Annotated in this window: 19 protein-coding genes and 3 tRNA genes; 7 read left to right on the forward strand and 15 right to left on the reverse strand. The window is 58.8% G+C overall.

Annotated elements, in window-relative coordinates; all coding sequences use genetic code 11:
- Positions 1-11: 11 nt before the first annotated feature.
- Positions 12-344 carry a Grx4 family monothiol glutaredoxin gene (grxD, locus tag AR306_RS09435; RefSeq protein ID WP_101497339.1) on the reverse strand — a complete coding sequence of 111 codons (333 nt, stop codon included), beginning with the start codon at positions 342-344 and terminating at the stop codon, positions 12-14.
- Between the two features lie 247 nt (positions 345-591).
- Here grxD and argF point away from each other — a divergent pair, with 247 nt between their 5' ends.
- Positions 592-1,500: an ornithine carbamoyltransferase gene (gene argF, locus AR306_RS09440; RefSeq protein WP_101497340.1), complete on the forward strand. Its 909-nt coding sequence runs from the start codon at positions 592-594 to the stop codon at positions 1,498-1,500.
- A 62-nt stretch (positions 1,501-1,562) separates the two neighbouring features.
- On the opposite strand, the gene AR306_RS09445 is transcribed toward argF, so the two are convergent.
- Positions 1,563-2,180, reverse strand: coding sequence for a hypothetical protein (locus AR306_RS09445; protein ID WP_133539614.1), 618 nt, complete (start codon positions 2,178-2,180; stop codon positions 1,563-1,565).
- A 109-nt stretch (positions 2,181-2,289) separates the two neighbouring features.
- Between AR306_RS09445 and msrAB the strand changes: the two genes are divergently transcribed.
- Positions 2,290-3,810: a bifunctional peptide-methionine (S)-S-oxide reductase MsrA/peptide-methionine (R)-S-oxide reductase MsrB gene (gene msrAB, locus AR306_RS09450; protein ID WP_101497342.1), complete on the forward strand. Its 1,521-nt coding sequence runs from the start codon at positions 2,290-2,292 to the stop codon at positions 3,808-3,810.
- 117 nt (positions 3,811-3,927) lie between these two features.
- Here msrAB and miaE read toward each other — a convergent pair whose 3' ends face one another.
- Positions 3,928-4,527, reverse strand: coding sequence for a tRNA-(ms[2]io[6]A)-hydroxylase (gene miaE / locus AR306_RS09455; protein WP_206167997.1), 600 nt, complete (start codon positions 4,525-4,527; stop codon positions 3,928-3,930).
- 202 nt (positions 4,528-4,729) lie between these two features.
- On the opposite strand from miaE, the gene AR306_RS09460 reads away from it, so the two are divergent.
- Both AR306_RS09460 and acnB read left to right on the forward strand, forming a co-directional pair.
- Positions 4,730-5,593 (forward strand): universal stress protein, encoded by an 864-nt coding sequence (locus AR306_RS09460; protein WP_101497343.1) that lies wholly within the window; start codon positions 4,730-4,732, stop codon positions 5,591-5,593.
- 330 nt (positions 5,594-5,923) lie between these two features.
- Positions 5,924-8,527, forward strand: a complete 2,604-nt coding sequence (gene acnB / locus AR306_RS09465) for a bifunctional aconitate hydratase 2/2-methylisocitrate dehydratase (protein ID WP_101497344.1) — start codon at positions 5,924-5,926, stop codon at positions 8,525-8,527.
- A 152-nt stretch (positions 8,528-8,679) separates the two neighbouring features.
- Here acnB and AR306_RS09470 read toward each other — a convergent pair whose 3' ends face one another.
- Positions 8,680-10,458 carry a methyl-accepting chemotaxis protein gene (locus tag AR306_RS09470; protein WP_206167998.1) on the reverse strand — a complete coding sequence of 593 codons (1,779 nt, stop codon included), beginning with the start codon at positions 10,456-10,458 and terminating at the stop codon, positions 8,680-8,682.
- A 203-nt stretch (positions 10,459-10,661) separates the two neighbouring features.
- Here AR306_RS09470 and AR306_RS09475 point away from each other — a divergent pair, with 203 nt between their 5' ends.
- Both AR306_RS09475 and AR306_RS09480 read left to right on the forward strand, forming a co-directional pair.
- The gene (locus AR306_RS09475) at positions 10,662-11,588 is read left to right on the forward strand and encodes a ZIP family metal transporter (protein WP_101497345.1); all 927 of its coding nucleotides are present in this window, start codon (positions 10,662-10,664) and stop codon (positions 11,586-11,588) included.
- A 336-nt stretch (positions 11,589-11,924) separates the two neighbouring features.
- Positions 11,925-13,559 carry a methyl-accepting chemotaxis protein gene (locus AR306_RS09480; RefSeq protein WP_101497346.1) on the forward strand — a complete coding sequence of 545 codons (1,635 nt, stop codon included), beginning with the start codon at positions 11,925-11,927 and terminating at the stop codon, positions 13,557-13,559.
- Positions 13,560-13,601: 42 nt separating this feature from the next.
- On the opposite strand, the gene AR306_RS09485 is transcribed toward AR306_RS09480, so the two are convergent.
- Entirely contained in the window at positions 13,602-13,910 is a 309-nt protein-coding gene (locus AR306_RS09485; RefSeq protein WP_101497347.1) for a DUF1883 domain-containing protein, read from the reverse strand.
- A gap of 124 nt (positions 13,911-14,034) precedes the next feature.
- Between AR306_RS09485 and AR306_RS09490 the strand changes: the two genes are divergently transcribed.
- Positions 14,035-15,147, forward strand: a complete 1,113-nt coding sequence (locus AR306_RS09490) for an MFS transporter (protein ID WP_101497348.1) — start codon at positions 14,035-14,037, stop codon at positions 15,145-15,147.
- A 97-nt stretch (positions 15,148-15,244) separates the two neighbouring features.
- Here AR306_RS09490 and AR306_RS09495 read toward each other — a convergent pair whose 3' ends face one another.
- The 10 genes from AR306_RS09495 to alaS all read right to left on the reverse strand — a co-directional run bounded on the left by AR306_RS09495 (position 15,245) and on the right by alaS (position 24,803).
- Positions 15,245-16,381, reverse strand: coding sequence for a sodium ion-translocating decarboxylase subunit beta (locus AR306_RS09495; protein WP_101497349.1), 1,137 nt, complete (start codon positions 16,379-16,381; stop codon positions 15,245-15,247).
- Between the two features lie 12 nt (positions 16,382-16,393).
- The gene (oadA, locus tag AR306_RS09500) at positions 16,394-18,172 is read right to left on the reverse strand and encodes a sodium-extruding oxaloacetate decarboxylase subunit alpha (protein ID WP_101497350.1); all 1,779 of its coding nucleotides are present in this window, start codon (positions 18,170-18,172) and stop codon (positions 16,394-16,396) included.
- Positions 18,173-18,200: 28 nt separating this feature from the next.
- A complete protein-coding gene (locus AR306_RS09505) occupies positions 18,201-18,452 on the reverse strand; it encodes an OadG family protein (RefSeq protein WP_101497351.1) in 252 nt (83 codons plus the stop codon).
- 252 nt (positions 18,453-18,704) lie between these two features.
- The gene (gene mgtE, locus AR306_RS09510; protein ID WP_101497352.1) at positions 18,705-20,129 is read right to left on the reverse strand and encodes a magnesium transporter; all 1,425 of its coding nucleotides are present in this window, start codon (positions 20,127-20,129) and stop codon (positions 18,705-18,707) included.
- Between the two features lie 135 nt (positions 20,130-20,264).
- Positions 20,265-20,341: transfer RNA gene (locus tag AR306_RS09515), tRNA-Arg, on the reverse strand.
- Between the two features lie 62 nt (positions 20,342-20,403).
- Positions 20,404-20,480 (reverse strand) — tRNA-Arg (locus tag AR306_RS09520).
- A 63-nt stretch (positions 20,481-20,543) separates the two neighbouring features.
- Positions 20,544-20,634: transfer RNA gene (locus tag AR306_RS09525), tRNA-Ser, on the reverse strand.
- Between the two features lie 67 nt (positions 20,635-20,701).
- Positions 20,702-20,884 (reverse strand): carbon storage regulator CsrA, encoded by a 183-nt coding sequence (gene csrA, locus AR306_RS09530; RefSeq protein WP_101497353.1) that lies wholly within the window; start codon positions 20,882-20,884, stop codon positions 20,702-20,704.
- Positions 20,885-20,936: 52 nt separating this feature from the next.
- Positions 20,937-22,175: an aspartate kinase gene (locus AR306_RS09535; RefSeq protein WP_101497354.1), complete on the reverse strand. Its 1,239-nt coding sequence runs from the start codon at positions 22,173-22,175 to the stop codon at positions 20,937-20,939.
- A gap of 3 nt (positions 22,176-22,178) precedes the next feature.
- Entirely contained in the window at positions 22,179-24,803 is a 2,625-nt protein-coding gene (gene alaS / locus AR306_RS09540) for an alanine--tRNA ligase (RefSeq protein WP_101497355.1), read from the reverse strand.
- Positions 24,804-24,861 lie beyond the last annotated feature (58 nt).

Raw genomic sequence — 24,861 nt, forward strand, 5'->3', positions numbered from 1 at the left:
GGCAGCGCGGATCAGGCTTCTTCGGCAGCTTTCTCTACCGCTTCCTTGACCAGCTTGCACAGCTCGCCGCTTTCGTGCAGTTCGGTGATGATGTCGCAGCCGCCGACCAGCTCGCCACCGACCCACAGCTGCGGGAAGGTAGGCCAGTTGGCGTAGCCCGGCAGATTGGCGCGGATATCCGGGTTTTGCAGAATATCAACAAATGCAAACTTCTCGCCGCAGCTCATCAGCGCCTGGGAGGCACGCTGGGAAAAACCGCACTGGGGCGCATTGGGCGAGCCTTTCATGTAAATCAGGACGGGGTTGCTGGCAATTTGTTCCTTGATGGTTTCAATAATATCCACAGTTCACCTCAACAAGTTTAAACATCTACACCAGGACGGCGTGAATGCAGGCATTTTAACCTATAACCTAGCTACCCGGTCAACTATATCCCGTCTGCAAAAGGCTCTGAACACAGGCAAAACCCAGCCTTCTTGATCCGGATCACCCTGTAATATTTGCACCTGCAGCATTCTACCCGATAAAATCACCCGTTTTACGGTTGCGCCCTGTTTATTGTAGCAGCCTACCAGCACGGAACTTTCCAACATGAACATCAGGCATTTTTTATCATTGTTCGATTGCTCGCCAGCCGAACTGAACCAGATCATCCAGCGTGCCATCGAGCTCAAGCAGCTGCGCCAGCAAGGCGTGGCCCACGAAACACTTAAAGGCCGCATGCTGGGCATGATCTTTGAAAAAGCCTCGACCCGTACCCGTATTTCATTTGAAACCGGCATTTTTCAGCTCGGCGGCAACGCGATTTTCCTGTCGCCGCGCGATACCCAGCTCGGCCGTGGCGAGCCGTTGGCCGACTCGGCCCGGGTGATGTCCAGCATGCTGGACCTGATCATGATCCGCACCTTTGCCCACTCCGGCCTGGAAGAGTTTGCCCGCCATTCGTCCGTACCCGTCATCAACGCCCTGTCGGATGACTCCCACCCCTGCCAGCTGCTGGCCGACATGCAGACCTTCGTCGAGCAGCGCGGCAGCATTGCCGGCAAGACCGTGGCCTGGATTGGTGACGGCAACAACATGTGCAACTCCTATATCGAAGCCGCCATGCAGTTTGACTTCCAGCTGCGCGTAGGCTGCCCGATGGGCTACGAGCCCAGCGCCCAGCTGCTGGAAAAAGCCGGCGACCGGGTACAGATCATCTATGACCCGGCCAAAGCCATCAAGGGAGCCCACCTGGTCAGTACCGATGTCTGGGCCTCCATGGGCCAGGAAGAGGAAGCCCGTGAGCGCATGGAGGCCTTCAAGGGCTACCAGGTCAGCGAAGCTCTGCTCAACAAGGCTGCGCCGGACGTCCTCTTCATGCACTGCCTGCCGGCCCACCGTGGCGAAGAAATCAGCCACAGCCTGCTGGACGACCCCCGTGCCGTGGTCTGGCAACAGGCCGAAAACCGTCTGCATGCACAAAAGGCCCTGATGGAATTCATCGTGTTGCAGGCCTGACACGGCCGCATAAAAAAACCGCAGGCTGATTGTCTGCGGTTTTTTTATGCATCCAGAGCAGCTTATTCGTCCGCTTCTCCGCTCGCTTCCTCAATCGCATCCTCTACCGCGCCGGCTGCTTCATCAGCTTTTTCGGCACCTTTGTGCAGGCCGGATTTCAGCGCCTCCCGGGCGTCTTCGGCTTTTTCAGTCAGGGTTTCTTTGGCCTTTGCGGCTTTTTCAGCAGCAGACTCTTTAAGCGCCTCGCTTTTTTCGGCTACGGCATCCTTGACCTCCCCAGCTTTTTCAACAACAGCATCCTTGCCTTCGGCATAGGCTTCCCTGGCTTTATCGGCCAACGTATCCGCGCCCTCTTCCGCCTTTTCAAGCGTCTCTTCCACCTTTTCTTCAGCTTCGTTCACGACTGCTTTGGCAGCCTCGCGGACCTGTTCGGATGCGGCAGGTTTTTCCGGTGCTGTGGACTGTCCGGGAGCCTCGTCACCACAAGCGGTCAACAGCAGGCTGGCGGAACAGAGCAAGGATGCCAGTAATGTTTTTTTCATTGTGAAGTACCTTTTCTGAATGGACTGGATCACACACCTGACAACAGGTGCTAGGGGACGTTCCCTCTCCGGCTGTCCCCGTGCATATCCTAATCGAAGTGAAGCCATATCGACGAACAGGTAAAACTTTCCGGTCATTCTGTGATGCTGATAACAGTTTGTCACACTACCGCCGGCTCGCTTCTCCGGCCAACGGCCAGCAGAAAACTGTGCAATAATCGGGCAAACGCAGCTTTGGAATCCAATAATGCACCGTTCATGCCTGTTCATTACACTGTGTATTGCCAGCTTTTTTCTGGTCAGCCCGACACTGCAGGCGGCCAGCCAGACCCCTGCATCACAGCTGCCCGTCCTGCAAGACAACCCCGGGAACCTCGCCATGCTTGAGCACAATGACAAACCCACACTCATCAAATTCTGGGCCAGCTGGTGTCCGCGCTGCCTGGCCGAGCTGGAGGACACCGAAGCCCTGGCCAGCGATGCCGAGCTGCAGGCTCGCCTGAACATCTGGACACTGGCCTCACCCGGTGTGCTGGGAGAAATGCCCATGGCAGAATTCCAGACCTGGTACAGCGGGCTGGATTACCCCGGATTGCCGCTGCAGCTGGATCCCAAAGGCGAATGGGTGCGCCACTTCGGCGTACAGGTCTACCCGACCTGGGTTTTGCTCGGCACCGACGGCAAGCTGTTGCGCCAGGTTCGTGGCAGCCTCGACAAGCAACAAATTCTGGCCCTGCTCAACAATACGCAGGTGGCACTGGAACAGCCTTCCGGCAGCTTTTACCAGCCGGCAGGCAAACAGCAGGCCAGCGCCATCAATGCGCGTGAAATCTATCTGGCCGGCGGCTGCTTCTGGGGCGTGGATGCCTATTTCAAGCGCATCAACGGTGTGCTGGATGCGGTATCCGGCTATGCCAATGGCACCACGGAGAACCCCAGCTACGAAGACGTGATTTACCGCAAGACCGGCCATGCCGAAACGGTCAGGGTCACTTACAACCCTGCACAGATCAGTCTTGAGCAGTTGCTGCAGCATTATTTTCGCATCATTGATCCGACCACCCTCAACCGCCAGGGCAATGACCGTGGTACCCAGTACCGCACCGGTATCTATAGTAACGATCCGGCCGAGCGCCAGCAGGTCGCCCGTGCCCTGGAACAATTGCAGCAGCGCTACCAGCAACCGCTGGTGGTGGAGAACCTGCCACTGGAGCACTTCTTTCGGGCCGAGGAATACCATCAGGACTACCTGTTGAAGAACCCGAACGGCTACTGCCACATTGACCTGGGCCTGGCCGCAGTACCACTGCAGGAAGAACAACCACGGTACAGCAAGCCCGATGATGCCACCCTGCGCCAGACGCTAACGCCGCTGCAGTATCAGGTTACCCAGCAAAACGGTACCGAGCGCGCTTACACCCACGAATATGACAGTCTGTATGCGCCCGGCATCTACGTTGATATCGTTAGTGGCGAGCCGTTGTTCAGCTCTGCCGACAAGTATGACGCCGGTTGCGGCTGGCCCAGCTTTGTCCGGCCGATTGCCGCCGGCACCGTCACCGAACACATTGACACCAGCTACAACATGCACCGCATCGAGGTGCGCAGCCGCCATGCCGACTCGCACCTCGGGCATGTATTTCCTGACGGACCGCGTGAGCGTGGCGGCAAACGCTACTGCATCAACGGTGCCAGCCTGGAGTTCATCCCGCTGGCCGACATGGAGGCCCGCGGTTATGGCAGATGGGTTGATGCATTAGAGCAGTAACAGCAAAAGCCGCACACATGGCCGCCGTGCTGTGCCCTGGAGGGTATTCCTCTGCGAATTTATTCGCACATGCCTCTATAGCCCCGCTCTGCCGGGTTTGTCCGAATGAATTCGGACCTACAGGGCCGGCACGCCGCTGTGAAAACGGAATGTTGCGTCAGCGGTGAAAATGGCCTGACGCTCCTGTTCGGCAAAGAACGCCACCCGTTCCTCGATCGGCTCCTTGCTGTATTGCTGCGCCAGCTTGAGGTAGTCCTCGAAATGCCGCGCTTCGGACTTCAGCAGCGACTGATAGAACTTGCCCAGCTCTTCATCCAGGTGCGGCAACAGCCGATAAAAGCGCTCGCAGGAGCGCGCCTCGATGAAGGCACCGATGATCAGGGTATCAATCAGCCGGCCCGGCTCCTGGATGCGGGCATGCTGGTGCAGGCGTTTGGCATATTCGGATGCGCTGAGCTGGCGGTATTTGATGCCGCGTTTTTTCATGATGGCAGTGACCTGCTCGAAATGTCGCAATTCTTCGCGGGCCAGCCGCGACATCTTCTGCTGCAGATCTTCTTTCTCCGCATAGCGGAACATCAGGGTCAGCGCCGTTCCCGCCGCTTTCTTCTCGCAGTTGGCATGATCGATCAGCAACTCTTCCGGATGCTGCAGGGCCTGCTCAATCCAGGCAGGGGGAGTTTCGCACAACAAAAACGCTTCAATTTCAGGAATCATGTCAAGAACAACCAAACAACCGATATAAAACAGGGGCGACAATATACATCCCCCGGTCACTTGCAGCATACTGACGCGGGTCAGAATTTCTGCCCTGATATCAGTTAAACTGAACGCATACCAATAATAACGACAACCCTCCAGTCCGGCATCTGCAGTTGTCATGACAGATGCGGATTGATGAACTTCGCAGGAGATCAACATGCATAGCATCCGCAGAATCCTGGTGGTCATGACCCCCAACCAGCCGGAAGATTACGCCCTTGACCGCGCCAGACAGATTGCCAAGATCACTGGTGCCCATTTGCACCTGCTGGTGTGCGACCGCCGCAACATTCACGGCGACTATCTGAAACAGGCAGCGGACAAGCTGCAGGCCGAGAATATCAGCGTCAGCACCCAGCAGTCCTGGCGTGACAACTTCCACGAAACCATCATCCAGGCCCAGCGTGCGGAAAACTGCCGCCTGGTGGTCAAGCAGCACTTCCCGGAAAACCCGCTCAAGCGTGCCCTGCTCACCCCCGACGACTGGAAACTGCTGCGCTACTGCCCGGTTCCGGTACTGATTGTCAAAAGCAGCCGGATCTGGGACAAGAGCGGCACCATCCTCGCCGCGGTGGATGTGGGCAACAGCGGTTCCGAACACCGGGCCCTGCATGCCAGCCTGATCAACAATGCGCTGGCAGCAGCAGAGGTTACCGGCGCCAGCCTGCATGTATTCACCGCTCATCCGGCTCCCATGCTGTCGGCTGCCGACCCGACCTTCCAGCTGCGTGAAACCATTGAGGCCCGCTATCGCGAGGAATGCCAGAAGTTCGTTGCAGAGTTCAACCTGGACCCGGCCAGCATGCACCTGAAGGAAGGCCCGGCGGACGTGCTGATTCCACGCATGGCCAGAGAGCTGCATGCCATGCTGACTGTTGTCGGCACCGTCGCCCGTACCGGTCTGTCCGGTGCCCTGATAGGCAACACAGCCGAGGTGGTGCTGGACGCGCTGGAAACCGACGTACTGGTGGTCAAACCGAAGAATGTGATGGACTATCTGGAAAACCAGCTGCAACGCTGATTCCTGTCCTGGCCATGCCCCTCCAGGCATGGCCATTGCCCGCCCGGCCCGGGTGCCACCCCCGCACGAAAAATACCGGCCGCCTGCCGGAGCACTTCTTTCGTCTAAGCCGCTGACAACCAAGATTTTGCACCTGCCACTTAACTTGATAGCCAATTTCGCTTAGAATAGTGCCGCCTTTTTGGCCTTTCCGTCCCATTTGAAGCTGTTTTCAAAATATTGACAGAGCTGTTTTTCACTCGCTGCGGCAAGTTGCCGGACATTTGTGAAAACAGCTTCTAAATAAGCGCCCGACACCTGTGTAACGGGCCACTGATGAGGGTAAAAACTGTGCTTGAAGCCTATCGTAAACACGTAGAAGAGCGTGCAGCCCAGGGCGTTGTGCCACAGCCGCTGACCGCTGAACAAACCGCCGGCCTGATTGAACTGTTGAAGAACCCGCCTGCCGGCGAAGAAGAATTCCTGCTGGACCTGATCACCAACCGCGTCCCCGCGGGTGTTGACGAAGCCGCCTACGTCAAAGCCGGTTTCCTGTCCGCCATCACCAAAGGCGACGCAACCTCCCCCCTGATCGACAAGGCTCACGCCGTCAAGCTGCTGGGCACCATGCAGGGCGGCTACAACATCGAAACCCTGGTCAGCCTGCTGGACAACGCCGAGCTGGCTGCCAACGCCGCTGCCGAGCTGAAGCACACCCTGCTGATGTTTGACGCCTTCCATGACGTTTCCGAAAAAGCCAAAGCCGGCAACGAAAACGCCAAGGCCGTGATGCAGTCCTGGGCCGACGGCGAGTGGTTCACCTCCCGCCCTGCCCTGGCAGAAAAAATCACCCTGAGCGTGTTCAAGGTCACCGGCGAAACCAACACCGACGACCTGTCTCCGGCTCCGGATGCCTGGTCCCGTCCTGACATCCCTCTGCACGCGCTGGCCATGCTGAAAATGGAGCGCGACGGCATCAAGCCTGACGTGCCCGGCTCCGTTGGTCCAATCAAGCAGATGGAAGAACTGAAGGCCAAAGGCCACCCGGTTGCCTACGTCGGTGACGTGGTCGGTACCGGTTCTTCCCGTAAATCCGCTACCAACTCCGTATTGTGGTTCTTCGGTGACGACATTCCGAACGTACCCAACAAGCGTGCCGGCGGTTTCTGCTTCGGCACCAAGATTGCCCCGATCTTCTACAACACCATGGAAGACGCCGGTGCCCTGCCAGTCGAGTTTGACTGCACCAACCTGAACATGGGCGACGTCATCGACGTGTACCCGTACAAGGGCGAAGTGCGCCGCAACGGCAGCGACGAGCTGGTCACCAACTTCGAGCTGAAAACCGAAGTGCTGCTGGACGAAGTCCGCGCCGGTGGCCGTATCCCGCTGATCATCGGCCGTGGCCTGACCGAAAAAGCCCGCGCCGAGCTGGGCCTGGCTCCTTCCACCCTGTTCAAGAAGCCTGAAGCACCTGCCGACAGCGGCAAGGGTTTCACCCTGGCACAGAAAATGGTTGGTCGCGCCTGCGGTCTGCCTGAAGGTCAGGGCGTACGCCCCGGCACCTACTGCGAGCCGAAGATGACCACCGTCGGTTCCCAGGACACCACTGGCCCGATGACCCGTGACGAGCTGAAAGACCTGGCTTGCCTGGGCTTCTCCGCCGACCTGGTGATGCAGTCCTTCTGTCACACTGCGGCTTACCCCAAGCCCATCGACGTCAACACCCACCACACCCTGCCCGACTTCATCATGAACCGTGGCGGTGTGTCCCTGCGTCCCGGCGACGGCATCATCCACAGCTGGCTGAACCGCATGCTGCTGCCTGACACCGTAGGTACCGGTGGTGACTCCCACACCCGTTTCCCGATCGGCATTTCCTTCCCTGCCGGTTCCGGCCTGGTTGCCTTTGCCGCCGCCACTGGCGTCATGCCGCTGGACATGCCAGAGTCCGTACTGGTGCGTTTCAAGGGCAAGATGAACCCCGGCATCACCCTGCGTGACCTGGTTCATGCCATTCCTTACTACGCAATCCAGGAAGGCCTGCTGACCGTAGAGAAGAAAGGCAAGAAGAACATCTTCTCCGGCCGCATCCTGGAAATCGAAGGTCTGGACGGTCTGACCGTCGAGCAAGCCTTTGAGCTGTCCGACGCCTCTGCCGAGCGTTCCGCTGCCGGTTGTACCATCAAGCTGCCGGAAGACGCGATTGCCGAGTACCTGCGTTCCAACATCACCATGCTGCGCTGGATGATCAGCGAAGGCTACGGCGATGCACGCACCATCGAGCGCCGCGCCCAGGCGATGGAAGCATGGCTGGCCAAGCCCGAGCTGCTGTCTGCCGACGCCGATGCCGAGTACGCTGCCGTCATCGAGATCGACCTGGCCGACATCAAGGAGCCGATCCTGTGTGCGCCGAACGACCCGGACGATGCCCGTCTGCTGTCTTCCGTACAGGGCCGCGACATCGACGAGGTGTTCATCGGTTCGTGCATGACCAACATCGGTCACTTCCGTGCCGCCGGCAAACTGCTGGATCAGGTCAAGGGTGGCATCCCGACCCGTCTGTGGCTGGCTCCGCCAACCCGCATGGATCAGTACCAGCTGACCGAAGAAGGCTACTACGGCATTTACGGCCGTGCCGGCGCGCGCATGGAAATGCCCGGCTGCTCGCTGTGCATGGGCAACCAGGCCCGCGTCAAGACCGGTGCCACCGTGGTCTCCACCTCCACCCGTAACTTCCCGAACCGTCTGGGTGACAACACCGACGTGTTCCTGGCATCTGCAGAGCTGGCGGCCGTGTCCTCCATCGTCGGCAAGCTGCCAACCGTGGAAGAGTACATGGAGTACGCGAAGAACATCGACAGCATGGCTGGCGATATCTATCGCTACCTGAACTTTGATCAGATGGCCAAATACCAGGAAGCCGCTGACAAAGCCGAGCTGCCAACTGTATAAGTTGCACGGCTGAGAAAAAGCCCCGCCACAAGCGGGGCTTTTTTATGGTTGAAATTGGTGTTTGTCACCGGTTTCACGCTGTTCCCGCAGAGCCTGGATACCCACTCCTGTCACATACAGGCACGGCAACCGTTATGGCGCCCTGCCCCTCATTATTGCGCGAGCAAATGGCGTGTTTCAAAGCCCATGATCAACGAACCCCAGCGCCGGCCGGAAACATACAGCGGGATCGACAGGTCATTGAGAATCTCGCCTGTATCCCGGATGAATGTTTGCAGCAGAAACGGGCTGTCATGGGTACAGCGCCGCTGTTCCGCACGGCTATCAAAAAACTTGCGCATATTGCGGCTATAGGTGTTGTCCTCTTCCGCATTACCGGTTCTGGGCCGAGAGACTCGGGCATGGTGCACCGGGACGTAGCCATCCGTATTCGATGCCACGGCGTAGGCGAAGTCAGGCTGTTGCTGCAGAAAACCATCCAGAACAGGCTGTAAAACCGGCTCAAGGCTGCGCACATAACTTGTCATGTACTGCACATAGCGGTCTTCCGGGTTGAGCGCCTGATAATCCTTGGCAAACAGGTCGACACCCTTGGCATTCAGCGCTTCCATTACCTGCATGATCTGTCCGGCCCACTCCATTCCCAGCCGGGTCGTGGTTTCAAAGCCACCATAGCCAATGATGAAGCGTGACAACACTTCCTGGGTTTTCTGGGTGGCCTCCTCAAGCTCGTAAGCACTGGTCTGCGACAGGTCCATGTCTTCCTTGACCGAGTGGGACAGCTCGGCGATGCTGGCAACGTTCTGGTGGGTCAGCCGGTTGGTGGCAGACAGTTCTTCAATTGCGGTCGAAATCGTACTGAGCTGCTGGCTCATCTGCTCAAAGCTGGCCACCATGCCGGTAAACTGGTCACTGGTGCGGGTCAGAAAGCCTTCCGCCTGCTGTACATTTTCCAGGATGGTGCCGGCTCCGGCTTCGGTTTGTCCTACCAGCCGGCTCATTTCTGAAATGTTGGTGCCGATTTGCTGAGTCGCTTCACCGACCTTGCGGGACAACTGGCGCACCTCATCAGCCACCACGGCAAAGCCGCGCCCGGCATCACCGGCACGGGCCGCCTCGATCGAGGCATTGAGCGCCAACAGGTTGGTCTGGTCCGAAAACTCCTCGACCAACCGCAGGATGTTGGTGATGTTTTCCGAATTCCTGCTCAGTGTGCTGACCGTTTCCTGAAACCCCTGGGCCAGACGTGCAACATCCTGAATTTGCTCCGAGGCATGCTCAAGGTCCATGCCGGACTGGTGGATGTCACGCAAGTTATGCTGTGTCTGGTCACTGATATGGGTGGTATTCAGGGCGATTTCATCAATCGCCTGGGTAGACTGGCTACTGGACTCGAAGATCTGCTCGGCCTGTTGCTCCTGAACCACCGAGGAGCGGTTGGCCTGTTGAACCATTTTCTGCACTTTTGCCGCATTCAGGGCCACATCAACCGAATGCGTGCGGGTCTGGCTGATCATTTCCTTGAGCTGAGTGGTAAACTCGTTGTAACTGCGTGCCATCTGGGATATTTCATCAAAGGTGTAATCAGGCAACACTGCTGAAATATCACCGTTTTTATCCTTTACCGCCTGCAAAACCTCGGTGATGTCCCTGATCGGCCTGACAAAAATGGCCCGCATGAAAAATATCGTGAAGACTCCCGTCCCGGTGGCAAACAGTCCGGCCAGCGCCAGCAGAGTCCAGAAACTGTCCAGCGGAACTTGCTGTGCAACCCCCTGACCTTCCAGCTGCTGCCTCAAATCGATCAGCAAATAGGCGAGACCTGCAATCAGCAATGCTGTCGGCAGCAGCATTGCTGCCACATTGCCAATGATTTTTCTGGTCAGGGTGAACCAGAATGCTTTTTCTACTGTCCGGTATAGCGTCATCATCCGACAGGGTCCTCAAGTGTTCAGTGCCTAGACAGATCACGCCAGCAGTGTGACGCAAATCACAAAATCCGGACCAATATACAACCATGACGCCCGGATTAGGAAGTCTCATAGACCAAGGAAGCACTTTGGCATCACCAGCAGTGTCCTGCAGCGTGATACTGCACTTATAATCAGCAAAAGCATCAAGCCACGGAGACATCATGTCATCACCCAGCACACCACATCATGGGCTTTTCAATGCCTGGCGCTTGCAAGCCAGGGCAAATCCGCTGCTGACTCTGGGCTTCCTTGTTGCCCTGGCCATTCTGGCACTGCTGCTGGCCATCAGCGCAGTACACTCCATGCGCAATGGCAATCCCGAACACTTCACTCTGGCGATCTATGGCGGGCTGGCCGGTTTTGTCGCCACCGCCGGCGGAGCCGCTCTGGTATTTATGCTTGGCCAGCTGAAACACAAGCTGCAGGACGGCATGCTCGGCTTTGCTGCCGGCATGATGCTGGCCGCCAGTGCATTTTCCCTGATCCTGCCCGGCCTGGAAGCTGCGCAGGCGCTTTTTTCCAACTGGCTGGCAGCAGCCGTAGTGGTGGCCGGCATCGGTCTTGGCAGCCTGCTGATGCTGGGCCTGGACAAGTTCACCCCCCACGAACACGCCAGCACCGGCCCCTGTGGTCCCGAATACCGGCGCATCAGCGGAATCTGGCTATTCGTGTTCGCCATTGCCCTGCACAACATTCCCGAAGGCATGGCAATTGGCGTGTCCTTTGCCCAGGGGGACTTCAGTGTAGGTCTGCCGCTGACCACCGCCATTGTCATCCAGGACATTCCCGAGGGATTGGCTGTCGCTCTTGCGCTACGTACCATCGGCATGGGCACTTTGCGTGCGGTCCTGATTGCGGCAGCAACCGGACTGCTGGAGCCGCTGGGGGCGGTCCTCGGTTTCGCCATGGCCAGCAGCATCGCCATTGCCTACCCCCTGAGCATGGGCATCGCTGCTGGCGCAATGATTTTTGTTGTTTCTCACGAAGTCATTCCGGAAACCCACCGCAACGGCAACCAGACGGTTGCCACCATCGGCCTGATGGCCGGCTTCATGCTAATGATGTTCCTTGATACGGCACTGGGCTAATGACCAGTCAGACATCGACGAATGGCCGACCAAAGTTACTCTCCCCCAAAACCAGAAAGAAATGCAAATGTAACCGCCGCGATCGCACAAAACCCTGCTGTAACGTCACGCCTTGTGCAGTAGCGGATAACACACTTGTCCAAACTCAATTAAACCGTTAAAAACAACAGCTTTCACCGTTATCCGCTACTTTGTATCTATTGAAGCAATACTATGGAGCCATCAAGCTAGGCAACCTACATGCATATCCGGCAGTTCGCACTTCAAGCTTTCACCAGTTGCTGCCGATACCCTCAATGGGTTGTTAACGCACATTCAATTACAAGGAACTCGATCATGTCCCCCCTGCTTCGTATTTCAATCAGCAAACGCCTATGGCTGATTCTGCTACTGGTAGTTGCCGTCTTCATCGGCTTCGGTGTCATGATTGCCAGCCAGACCTACTCCGGTCTGCTGGAGGGCAAGGAAATAAAGACCCGCCACCTGGTCGAGAACACCATTGGCATCCTGGAGTATTTTCACGAACAGGAGCAACAGGGCACGCTAAGCAGGGAGCAGGCGCAAGCCGGAGCGCTGGCCGCCATCAAGAAGTTGCGTTACGGCCGCAATGACTACTTCTGGGTCAACGACCTGCAGCCGGTGATGATGATGCACCCGATGAACCCCGCCCTTGATGGCCAGAATCTGTCGGGCTACAAGGACCCGGACGGCAACCAGATCTTCAACGAGTTTGTACGCATTGCCAAGAACGACGGAGCCGGCTTCTACAACTACCGCTGGCCCATGCCCGGCGCCCGTGATCCCGTAGAAAAAATCAGCTACGTCCAGCAGTTCAAGCCCTGGGGCTGGGTACTGGGTACCGGTGTTTATGTCGATGACATCCAGGCGGAGTTCCGCAGTGCCACCATTAAAAGCACCATTACCCGTACGATCATCATCCTGATCGTGGCAGGACTGATGATCAGCATCATGCGCAGCATCACCCGCCCGCTACGCGAGGTGGCCGATGCACTAAAAAATATCGCCAGCGGCGAAGGCGACCTGACACAAATCCTGAATTATAAAGGCAATGACGAGGTCGGCGAGCTGAGTACAAGCTTCAATACCTTCACGGCCAAGCTCAGGTCCGTGATCACCGAGCTGCAACAGACCGGACTGACGCTGCAGCAATCCGCCGGCGAGCTCGACCGGACAGCCCGCGAAAGCCTTGACAGCAGCGAGCGCCAGCTGCAGGAAACCGAAGTGATTGCCACCTCCATGAACGAAGTCACCTATTCGGTACAGGAAGTGGCAAAAAATGCCGAGCAGGCAGCCAGCGAGGTGAGCAGCGCCAACCAGCAGGCCGAGGCCGGCCAGCAAAGCATTCACAACAGCCTGCAACAGACCGACCAGCTGTCGGCGACCATCAGCGAAGCGGTCGCCGTGATGGAAGCGCTGGCAGCCGAAAGCACCCAGATCGGCACCGTACTGGAAGTGATCAACTCGATTGCCGAGCAGACCAACCTGCTGGCCCTGAACGCGGCGATTGAAGCCGCCCGCGCCGGCGAGCAGGGCCGCGGTTTTGCCGTGGTGGCCGACGAGGTACGCCTGTTGGCCCAGCGTACCCAGCAGTCAACCGGCGAAGTGCAGCACATGATCGACAGCCTGCAGAAAAACACGCGGGCCGCGGTGCAGGTCATCCAGGAAAGCAGCCAGGCTTCAGCCAAGACCGTGGAACAGGCCAATATCGCCAGTGCCAGTCTGGAGCAGATCACCCTGGCGCTGGCGGCCCTCAGTGATCTCAACGCGTCCATTGCCAGCAGCACCCTGCAGCAGTCGCATGTCGCCGAGGAAATCAACCAGAATATCAACCGGGTGGCCGGCCTGGCCGGCACCAGCACCGCTGCCGCACAGCAAGCCAGCAACGCCAGCGAAAGCCTTGCTCAACTGGCCCGCAACCTGGCCGGTCTGTTGTCCCAGTTCAAGGTCTGAGCGGCTTGCCCTGCGCCACCGTCAAGTGCCTGGCGTTCTTCGTCAGGCGCTGACGCCATCCTCTGGCGTGCGCCGTATAATCTTGATCTTGCAGTCGAACTTCGCCTTGCGTGTCACACTGATGGCCTTGTGGGTCACGGCATCCACCGTGATGTTCCAGGCCCCGTCAGACGGCACCCGGATTTTTGCCGGAAAGCGGTCAAAGGCGCCGCCATGATAAGTATGACGGCCACCATTTTTGTAGCTGCGGAAGTTGGCATCATTCATCAGGCGGATATTGCATGTCTGCGAGCTGTAAATGACAACCAGGTCGCCTTCATGCAGCACTTCACGCCGGTGGATAAATTTCATGTCCGGATCACCCCTAAATAAACGGCGGATACTATAGCACGGCCCAGCCGGCCGCCGGCATGCTAGAATCCCGCTTTTTCCACGTCCGGCTGCCGTGTTTTTTCGTCCAGATTCCAGTTTTCTCATGACCATTCTCGCCACCCGTGCCGGCTTCTTCCTCGCCGGTCTGGGGCTGGCGGTGTGGGCACCACTGGTTCCTTACGTGCGCGCCCGCATTCCGATGTCGGATGCCACCTTCGGCATGCTATTGCTCAGCATCGGGCTGGGCTCGCTATGCTGGATGCCGCTGGCGGCAGTCCTGACCGGCCGTTTCGGCATCCGCAAAACGATTACCGGCTCCACCCTGCTGCTGGTACTGGCCCTGTGCGGCATGATCTTCGTCAACCAGCTCTGGCTGATGGCTGCCGTGCTGTTCTGCTTTGGCGGCAGCATGGGAGTGCTGGACATCGTGCTCAATGTACAGGGCCTGGCTGTGGAGCGGCGCGCCAATCGCAACATGATGGCCGGTTTTCATGGCATGTTCAGCCTTGGCACCATCTGTGGCGCCCTGCTGGTAACCCTGTTGCTGATGGCCGGGCTATCGCCGGTACTCAGCCCGCTGCTGGCCGTCTGCTGCATCCTGTTGCTCGCCGCCTGGGCCTGGCCCGGCTTCCTGCCCCGGCGCACACACAGCAATGCCGGCGACAGGCGCTGGCCCGGCAGCTTTATCCTGCTGGTCGGGCTGATGTGCTTCATCGTGTATCTGGCCGAAGGGGCGATACTGGACTGGAGCGCCCTGTTCCTGATCGATTTTCGCGGCATGCAGCCCGCCAGCGCCGGGCTGGGCTATGCCTCCTTTGCCCTGATGATCACGCTCGGCCGCTTTCTCGGCGATGACCTGACGGCCCGGCTCGGCCGGGTGCGCATGATCGGGCTGGGCGGCCTGCTTGCTGCCGCTGGCGTTACCCTGACCCTTGTCACACCCCATTGGGGCCTCGCCCTGGCGGGTTATGGCCTGTGCGGCCTGGGCTGTGCCAATGTCTCGCCGCTGCTGATATCCTCGCTGAACCGGCAAACCCGCATGCCGCCCCACCTGGCAGTGGCGGCCGCCACCACCATTGGCTTTGCCGGGGTGCTGGCCGGCCCGGCGCTGATCGGCCTGATTGCACACCACAGCTCGCTGGCCCACGCTTTCGCCATGGTAGCGGCCGGCCTGCTGCTGGTCGCGATAGCCAGCCCCAGGTTCCGCATGAGCTGAATTGCCGGAGCCTGTGTCACAAGCTCCGGCATCGTTCAGAACAGAACAATCAGCACACAGGCTGCCGGCAAATTCGTACAGAACCTGCCGGCCAGCGCTAGCCTACAAAGCTGAGCAATACCCCTGCCGCCACCGCCGAACCGATCACGCCGGCCACATTCGGCCCCATCGCATGCATCAGCAGGAAGTTCTGCGGATTGGCTTCCAGCCCTACGCGGTTGGAGACCCGCGCCGCCATCGGCACCGCAGAAATACCAGCCGAGCCGATCAGCGGGTTGATCTTGTTGCTGCTGAACAGGTTCATCACCTTGGCCATGATCACCCCGGCTGCGGTACCGGCACTGAAGGCGATCATGCCCAGCACCAGAATCCCCAGGGTCTTGATCTGCAGAAAGGAGTCGGCCGACAGCTTGGCTCCCACCGTCAGGCCCAGGGCAATGGTCACGATATTGATCAGCGCATTGCGTGAAGTGTCGGCCAGGCGCTCAACCACACCGCACTCGCGCATCAGGTTGCCAAAGGCGAACATGCCCACCAGCGGTGCGGCATCCGGCAGCAGCAACCCGATCAGCAGGCTCAGCACAATCGGAAACACCACTTTTTCCGTCTGGCTGACGTGACGTAGCTGCGTCATGACAATGGCCCGCTCTTCCTTGCTGGTCAGCGCCCGCATGATCGGCGGCTGGATCAGCGGCACTAGCGCCATATAGGAATAGGCGGCCACGGCAATCGGGCCAAGCAGCTCGGGAGCCAGACGGGAGGTGACAAAAATCGAGGTCGGGCCATCAGCACCGCCAATGATGGCAATGGAGGCCGCTTCACGCATGGTGAACTCCAGCCCGGGAATACCCAGCGCACCAATCGCCAGCGCCCCCAGCAGGGTACCGAAAATGCCGAATTGCGCCGCCGCGCCCAGCATCAGGGTTTTCGGGTTCGCCAGCATCGGGCCGAAATCGGTCATGGCACCCACGCCCATGAAAATCAGCAGCGGAAACACGCTGGTCGGCAGGCCGATCTGGTACAGCAGGTCGAGCAGACCGCCTGCCTCGGCCATGCCGGCACCGGGAATGTTGGCCAGCAGCCCGCCAAAGCCGATGGGAATCAGCAGCAACGGCTCAAAGCCCTTGCGAATGGCCAGATAGATCAGGCCGAGACAGACCAGCAACATGATGGCCTGCCCGCCCTGCAGCTGGTAGATGCCGGTGCTTTGCCACAGGTTCAGTAGTTTTTCCATGATACTGCTCCCTTAAGCGATGACGACCAGACAGTCACCGACGTTGACGCAATCACCCACCTTGACGCTGACGCCACTGATGGTACCGCTGCGGAAGGCGCGGATCTCGGTTTCCATCTTCATGGCTTCCAGGATGATCATCACTTCGCCTTCCTCGACCGCCTGACCAGGCTGCACCAGGATCTTGAAGATATTGCCGGTCAGCGGCGCGCCCTGCGGGTCACCACTACCATCGACAACTGCCGCTGCAGTGTCTGCAGTTGCCGCCGTGGCCAGCGGCTTGATGCCCTCGATGTCACCCCCCTCGTTGACCTGCACCACAAAGCTTTTGCCGTTAACATCAACGGTATACACCGCAGCTTCGTTGCTGTCGCCGGCCGGGCGCTCATTGCCGGTCGGGACCGGCTCGAAGGCAGCAGGATCATGGCGGTTTTCCAGGAACTTCAGCCCGATTTGCGGGAATAGCGCATAGGTCAGGACATCATCGATCAGCGCCGCGCCAGTGGCCAGGCTGATGCCCTTCTCCTGCGCCAGTTGCTGCAGCTCGGCGGTCAGTTTGTCCAGTTCGTTGTCGAGCAGGTCGGCAGGGCGACAGGTCACCGCTGCGGCACCGTCCAGCACGCGGGCCTGCAGCCCGGCATTGAACGGGGCCGGCGCCGCGCCGTACTCGCCCTTGAGCACACCGGCGGTTTCCTTGGTGATCGACTTGTAGCGCTCGCCGGTCAGCACGTTGATCACCGCCTGGGTACCGACAATCTGCGAGGTCGGCGTCACCAGCGGGATAAAGCCGAGGTCTTCGCGTACGCGCGGAATCTCGGCCAGCACCTCGTCAAAACGGTCACTGGCGCCCTGCTCCCTGAGCTGGTTTTCCATGTTGGTCAGCATGCCGCCCGGCACCTGGGCGACCAGAATGCGTGAATCGACGCCTTTCAGGTTGCCTTCGAACTTTGCGTATTTCTTGCGTACGTCACGGAAGTAGGCTGCCACCTCTTCCAGCAGCTCAAGATCCAGCCCGGTATCACGCGGCGTATCCTGGAAGATCGCCACCACCGACTCGGTTGGCGAATGGCCATAGGTCATCGACATGGATGAAATGGAGGTATCGACGTTGTCGATGCCGGCCTCCACCGCCTTGACGATCGCCGCTGTCGACAGGCCGGCGGTAGCATGGCAATGCATGTGTACCGGAACCTCGAGCACCTCTTTCAGGCGGCTGACCAGCTCGAAGGCAGCATAGGGCTTGAGAATGCCGGCCATGTCCTTGATGGCAACCGAATCCGCGCCCAGGTCCTGCAGTTGCTTGCCCATGTCGACCCACATGTCGAGGGTGTGCACCGGGCTGGTGGTATAGCAGATGGTGCCCTGGGCATGCTTGCCATTGGCATGCACGGCCTGCATGGCCCGCTGCAGGTTGCGCGGGTCATTCATGGCATCAAAGACACGGAACACATCAACACCGTTGACTGCCGCACGCTCGACAAACTTGTCTACCACATCGTCGGCATAATGGCGGTAGCCGAGCAGATTCTGCCCGCGCAGCAGCATCTGCTGACGGGTATTGGGCATCGCCGCCTTGAGCTGACGGATGCGCTCCCACGGGTCCTCGCCCAGATAACGGATGCAGGAATCAAAAGTCGCCCCGCCCCAGGTCTCCACCGACCAGAAGCCGATGCGGTCAAGCTTCGGCGCAATCGGCAGCATGTCCTCAAGGCGCAAACGGGTGGCCAGGACGGACTGGTGAGCATCGCGCAGCACCACATCAGTGATGCTCAACGGTTTGTTAGCGGTCATCTGTCAGACTCCATATTTTTTGTAATTATCAGATACTGCGGCTGCGATGCTGACGCAGTGCAAGCCGGATGGCGGCAAGCGTGTCGGCATCAGGTACTGGACCGGCCGGAACCGGGATGCTGGTGGCGACGGCAGAGGTTGTCTCGTGCACCGTGGCCCGCTGCAACAGCAGCGACATCAGGCGTGTGCAGCCGATCAGCATAACGAGGAAAACGAAGACCAGCCCCATGCCGATCAGCATGAGCTCAAGGCCCTCAAGCAGAAGTTGCCCGGACGTCATAATGGCTCCTTTGTCTACAATACAAGCTTGTTGTACTTGAAATGTCTTGCAGTAGTTTTAGCTACTCGTTCCGGATATCGACGGAAGAGCGCAGAGCACCTTAGCCCGAACATTTTATGTAGGCAAACTTTTTAGCCACTACACAATTGGCGAAAATACTTTGTCAACAATATGCCGTCAATAAAACCCCGGGCCGGTTTGACCGGTCCGGGACACGGCACCCGGCGAAAGCGCTTGTCCGCCGGTCTGCATTCAGAGAAGGAACAGCGTGGCCAGGCCAAGGAAGATGAAAAACCCGCCACTGTCGGTCATTGCCGTGATCATCACGCTGGAACCCAGCGCCGGGTCGCGTCCCAGACGCACCATGGTCATCGGAATCAAAACTCCCATCAGTGCCGCCAGCAACAGGTTGAGCGTCATGGCGCCAATCATCACCATGCCCAGGGCAAAGTAGTCATACAACAGCCAGGCCACGACACCAATAACGCCCCCCCAGATGATGCCGTTGATGAAGGCCACGCCCAGCTCTTTTTTCAGCAGGCGGTTGGTATTGCCGGTACTGACCTGCTCCAGCGCCATGGCACGAACGATCATGGTGATGGTCTGGTTACCGGAGTTGCCACCAATACCGGCGACAATCGGCATCAGGGCTGCCAGCGCCACCAGCTTCTCGATCGAGCCCTCGAACATGCCGATCACCCGCGAAGCGACAAAAGCGGTGACCAGGTTGACGGCCAGCCAGGCCCAGCGGTTGGCGATCGATTTCCACACCGAGGCAAAGATGTCTTCCTCTTCGCGCAGACCGGCACGACTGAGCACCTCGCCCTCGGTTTCCTCACGAATCAGGTCAACCATTTCGTCAATGGTCAGACGCCCGATCAGCTTGCCGTTCTTCTCGACCACCGGCGCGGAAACCAGGTTATAACGCTCAAAGGCTTCCGCCGCGTCAATGCCCTCTTCATCCGGATGGAATACTACCGGATCGGTAGCCATCACCTCGGCCACCTTCTTTTCCGGATCGTTGACCAGCAAGCGCTTGATCGGCAGTACGCCCTTGAGGATGCCGGCATGGTCAATCACGAACAGCTTGTCCATCTGGTCAGGCAGCTCCTTGAGCCGGCGCAGATAACGCAAGACCACTTCCAGCGCGACATCCTCGCGCACGGTGACCATCTCGAAGTCCATGATGGCTCCGACCTGGTCTTCCTCATAGGACAGGGCCGAGCGCACCCGTTCGCGTTGCAGCGCATCGAGGGACTCCATCAGCTCCAGCACGACATCCTGCGGCAGCTCGGCAGCCAGCTCGGCCAGCTCATCCGCATCAAGCTCCCGTGCCGCTGCGAGGATTTCCTCCTCGTCCATGTCGGCCAGCAGCGTTTCCCGCACCGCATCCGACACTTCCAGCAGGATGTCACCGTCACTTTCCGCCTGGACCAATTGCCACAGCGTGAGACGTTCTTCCAGCGGCAAACCTTCGAGGATATAGGCGATATCCGCGCTATGCAGAGCGGTCAGGCGCTCGCGCAGCCCGGCCAATAGCTGACCCTGCTCGCTGGCCTCGTCACGCCGGAAGCCTTGTTCGTCATCCAGCGCCTGCAGTCGCTGCAGGATTTCCGTTACATATGCAAAACGCTCTTGCAAGCGCTCCTGGGGCTTTTTGTTTTCAATCTCGCTCATGACTGCCTCCTCGGAAATGCCTTACAAAACGGCGCCGGCTACGCCAGCCAGTGTTTCAGCCCCCTGCTCCCCCCGACAGGAACCGGGATGGTTTTGGCAAAAAAAAAGCTTGCACTGAATGCAAGCTTTTTTATGTGGCGGACTCAGGAGGATTCGAACCTCCGACCGCTCGGTTCGTAGCCGAGTACTCTATCCAGCTGAGCTATGAGTCCGTTACTAGGTTTAGCCAGGCTAGTGCTGGTTTCATCTGGCAGTATCAATTGCCATTTGAATATGGCGGACTCAGGAGGATTCGAACCTCCGACCGCTCGGTTCGTAGCCGAGTACTCTATCCAGCTGAGCTATGAGTCCGTAAGTGCCGCATTATAAAGTATTTATTGATTTTATCAAGCCAACAAAAACACTTTATAAACATGGCGGAGAGGGGGGGATTCGAACCCCCGACACCCTTTTGAGGTGTACTCCCTTAGCAGGGGAGCGCCTTCGGCCTCTCGGCCACCTCTCCGTAACGGGGACGAATCATACAGTGTTTTTTTGTTTTTGCAAGGCGGTTTTTATCTTATTTAAAAATTTCAGTCGTGAGGCTCGTCCTTCTCGTTCTGAATGCGCTGGTAGATCTCTTCACGATGTACGGCCACATCCTTTGGAGCGTCCACACCAATGCGTACCTGGTTGCCTTTCACGCCAAGAACAGTCACGGTGACGTCATCACCAACCATCAGGGTTTCGCCTACACGTCGGGTTAAAATTAACATTCCATTTCTCCTTGATTTAAACACTCAACACACTTGAGCAGCCGCAAGAACCTCACGCCCGGGTTACCAGGGGAGTATCCAGCCCGAACTCGCCATGCAATGCACGCACTGCCAGCTCAGTGTACTTTTCATCAATCACCACAGACACCTTGATCTCGGATGTGGAAATCATCTGGATGTTGATGTTCTCTCTGGCCAGCGCCGCAAACATCCGGCTGGCCACTCCGGCATGCGAGCGCATGCCGACACCGATAATTGACACCTTGGCGATGCTGGTTGTTCCCGTCACCTGGCGGGCACCCAGCTCCTCGCCGGTTTGCTGCAGAATATGCAGCGCCTGCTCGTAGTCCTGCCTGCCCACGGTGAAGGTCAGGTCGGTGGTATTATCCTCTTCAGCCACGTTCTGGACAATAACGTCCACCTCGATATTGGCTGCGCTGATCGGACCCAGGATACGGAACGCCACTCCCGGGGTATCGGCAACGCCACGGATCGTCAGCTTGGCTTCGTCCCGGTTGAAGGCAATGCCTGAAATGATCGGCTGTTCCATGGGGGTTTCCTGCTCCGTTGTAATCAGGGTACCCGGGCCATCCTGAAAGCTGTGCAGGACGCGCAGGGGTACGTTGTATTTTCCGGCAAACTCGACCGAGCGGATCTGCAGGATCCTGGAACCCTGACTGGCCATTTCCAGCATTTCCTCAAAGGTAATGCTGTCCAGCCGGCGGGCTTCGGCCACCACCCGCGGGTCAGTGGTATAAACACCGTCAACATCGGTATAGATCTGGCACTCGTCCGCCTTCAGCACAGCCGCAAGCGCGACTGCAGTGGTGTCCGATCCGCCCCGCCCCAGCGTCGTGACATGCCCGTCGAGGTCAACCCCCTGGAAGCCGGCAACCACGACCACACTGCCAGCATTGAGCCGCTCACGCACATGATCACCGTCAATTTCCTGTACGCGTGCCTTGCCGTGCGCAGAGTCGGTACGTATCGGAACCTGCCAGCCGGTCATGGAGACCGCCGGAACGCCGCGCTGCTCCAGTGCCATAGCCAGCAGTGCAATGGTCACCTGCTCGCCGGTGGAGACCAGCAGGTCCTGTTCACGCGGTGACGGGCTGCTGCTGATCTCCCGGGCCAGGCCGAGCAACCGGTTGGTTTCACCACTCATCGCCGACAGCACCACGACAATCTGGTGGCCGTCAGCATGAAAGCGCTGCACCTTGTCGGCAACCTGCCCGATGCGCTCGATATTGGCTACCGAGCTGCCACCGAACTTCTGGACATAGAGCGCCACCGGTCAGGCTCCCTGAGCGACGAAGCTGTCAACCAGCGCCAGCGCTTCGGCCAGTTTGGCCACTTCGCTGCCGCCGCCCTGCGCCATGTCAGGACGGCCGCCGCCCTTGCCGCCGACCACGGCAGCGGCTTGACGCATCAGGTCACCGGCCTTGTACTGGCCGGTCAGGTCCTTGGTCACGCCCGCCACCAGTACCACCCTGCCCTCAAACTCGGAGGCCAGCAGGATGACGGCGCTGCCCAGCTTGTTTTTCAGCTGGTCCATCAGGTCCATCAGTGCCTTGTTGTCGAGACCGTCAACACGGGCCGCCAGGGTTTTCACGCCATTGATGTCTTTGGCCTGCCCGGCCAGATCACTGCCGGCAGCACTGGCCGCCTTGGCCTTGACCTGTTGCAATTCTTTTTCCAGCGCCTTGCTGTGTTCCAGCACACCTTGCAGCTTGTCGAGCAGGTTGTCGCGGTTGCCGCGCACCAGCCCCATCAACTGACGCAGGGTGTTTTCACTGTCTTTCACCCACTGCCAGGCAAGCTCGCCGGTAACCGCCTCGATACGGCGCACGCCGGAAGCAATACCGCCCTCGCTGACAATCTTGAACAGACCGATATCGCCGGTACGCTTGGCGTGGGTACCGCCGCACAGCTCGACCGAGAAGCCGTCGCCCATGCTCAGCACACGTACATCGTTGCCGTATTTTTCGCCAAACAGCGCCATCGCGCCCATCTGCCTGGCGGTTTCCATGTCGGTTTCGCAGGTTTCCACCGCAGTATTCAGGCGGATTTGCTGGTTGACCCGCTCTTCCAGTTCTGTGATTTGTTCAGGCGTTACCGCTTCAAAGTGGCTGAAGTCAAAGCGCAGGCGCTGGCTATCGACCAGCGAGCCTTTCTGCTGCACATGCTCGCCAAGAATCTCGCGCAGCGCGGCATGCAGCAGGTGGGTAGCGGAGTGATTCAGCACGGTGGCCTGACGCACATTGGCATCCACTTCGGCCTGGACACTCTGGCCGTTTTGCAAACTGCCTTGCAGCAGCACACCATGGTGCAAAACCGCATCGCCGGCTTTGGTGGTGTCGCGCACTTCAAAACGCAGGCCGTCACCCAGCAGGTAGCCGCAGTCACCTACCTGGCCGCCCGATTCGGCATAGAACGGGGTCTGATCCAGCACCACCACCAGCTCGTCACCGGCAGCTGCCTGTTCTACCTCTTTGCCATCACGCAGCAGGCTCAACACCTTGCCACTGGTGCGCAAGTCGCTGTAGCCGAGAAAGTCGGTTTTGCCATCAACCTTGAGTAGGCTGTTGTAGTCCAGACCAAACGAACTGGCGGCACGCGCACGTTCACGCTGAGCATCCATCTCGCGCTCGAAGCCTTCTTCATCGACCGTCAGTTCACGCTCACGGGCGATGTCGGCGGTCAGATCCATCGGGAAGCCGTAGGTGTCATACAGCTTGAACACCACTTCGCCGGGAATTACGCTGCCTTGCAGGTCGGCCAGGTCGGCTTCAAGGATGCGCAGGCCCTGCTCCAGGGTCTTGGCAAACTGCTCTTCTTCACTCTTCAGCACGCGCTCGATCTGTGCCTGCTGCTGTTTCAGTTCGGGGAAAGCATCACCCATTTCCGCCACTAGTGCGGCAACGATTTTGTAGAAGAAGCTGTCCTTCGCACCCAGCTTGTTACCGTGACGGCAGGCGCGGCGGATGATGCGGCGCAGCACATAGCCACGGCCATCATTGGACGGCAGCACGCCATCGGCAATCAGGAAGCTGCACGAGCGGATATGGTCGGCCACCACTTTCAGTGACGGGTTGTCATCGTTGGCACAGCCGATAGCGCCAGCCACGGCAGCCAGCAGGTTCTGGAACAGGTCAATCTCGTAGTTGGAGTTGACGTGCTGCATGACGGCGCTGATGCGCTCCAGGCCCATGCCGGTATCCACGCTTGGCGCGGGCAGCGGGTGCAGCACACCGTCGGCTGTACGGTTGAACTGCATGAAAACGTTGTTCCAGATCTCGATGTAACGGTCGCCATCCTCTTCCGGGCTGCCCGGCAGGCCGCCCCAGATGTGTTCGCCGTGGTCAAAGAAGATTTCGGTACAAGGACCGCAGGGGCCGGTATCCCCCATGGCCCAGAAGTTGTCGGAGGCATAGGGTGCGCCGCCATTGTCGCCAATGCGGATGATGCGCTCGGCAGGTACGCCAGCCACGTCACGCCAGATCTCGAAGGCTTCGTCGTCGGTGTGGTAAACGGTGATCCAGAGCTTGTCCTTGGGCAGGTTCAGCCACTGCTCGCTGGTCAGGAACTCCCAGGCATAGGCGATGGCATCACGTTTGAAATAGTCGCCAAAGCTGAAGTTGCCCAGCATTTCAAAGAAGGTGTGGTGACGGGCGGTGTAGCCGACGTTTTCCAGGTCGTTGTGCTTGCCACCGGCACGTACGCACTTCTGGCTGCTGGCTGCGCGGGTGTAGCTGCGCCTGTCCAGACCAAGGAAGCAATCCTTGAACTGGTTCATGCCGGCGTTGGTGAACAGCAGGGTCGGATCGTTGTCCGGCACCAGCGAGCTGGATGCCACACGAGTGTGGCCCTTGCCTTCAAAGAATTTTAGAAAGGCTTCGCGAATTTCAGCGCTTTTCATATCGGTATCCATACATCGCCGTGCTTCGTCAAGGACGGCAAATTAACAAGCGTGGTCT

Origin of the sequence: Thiopseudomonas denitrificans, assembly GCF_002866065.1 — a bacterium.
Classification (GTDB): Bacteria; Pseudomonadota; Gammaproteobacteria; order Pseudomonadales; family Pseudomonadaceae; genus Thiopseudomonas; species Thiopseudomonas denitrificans.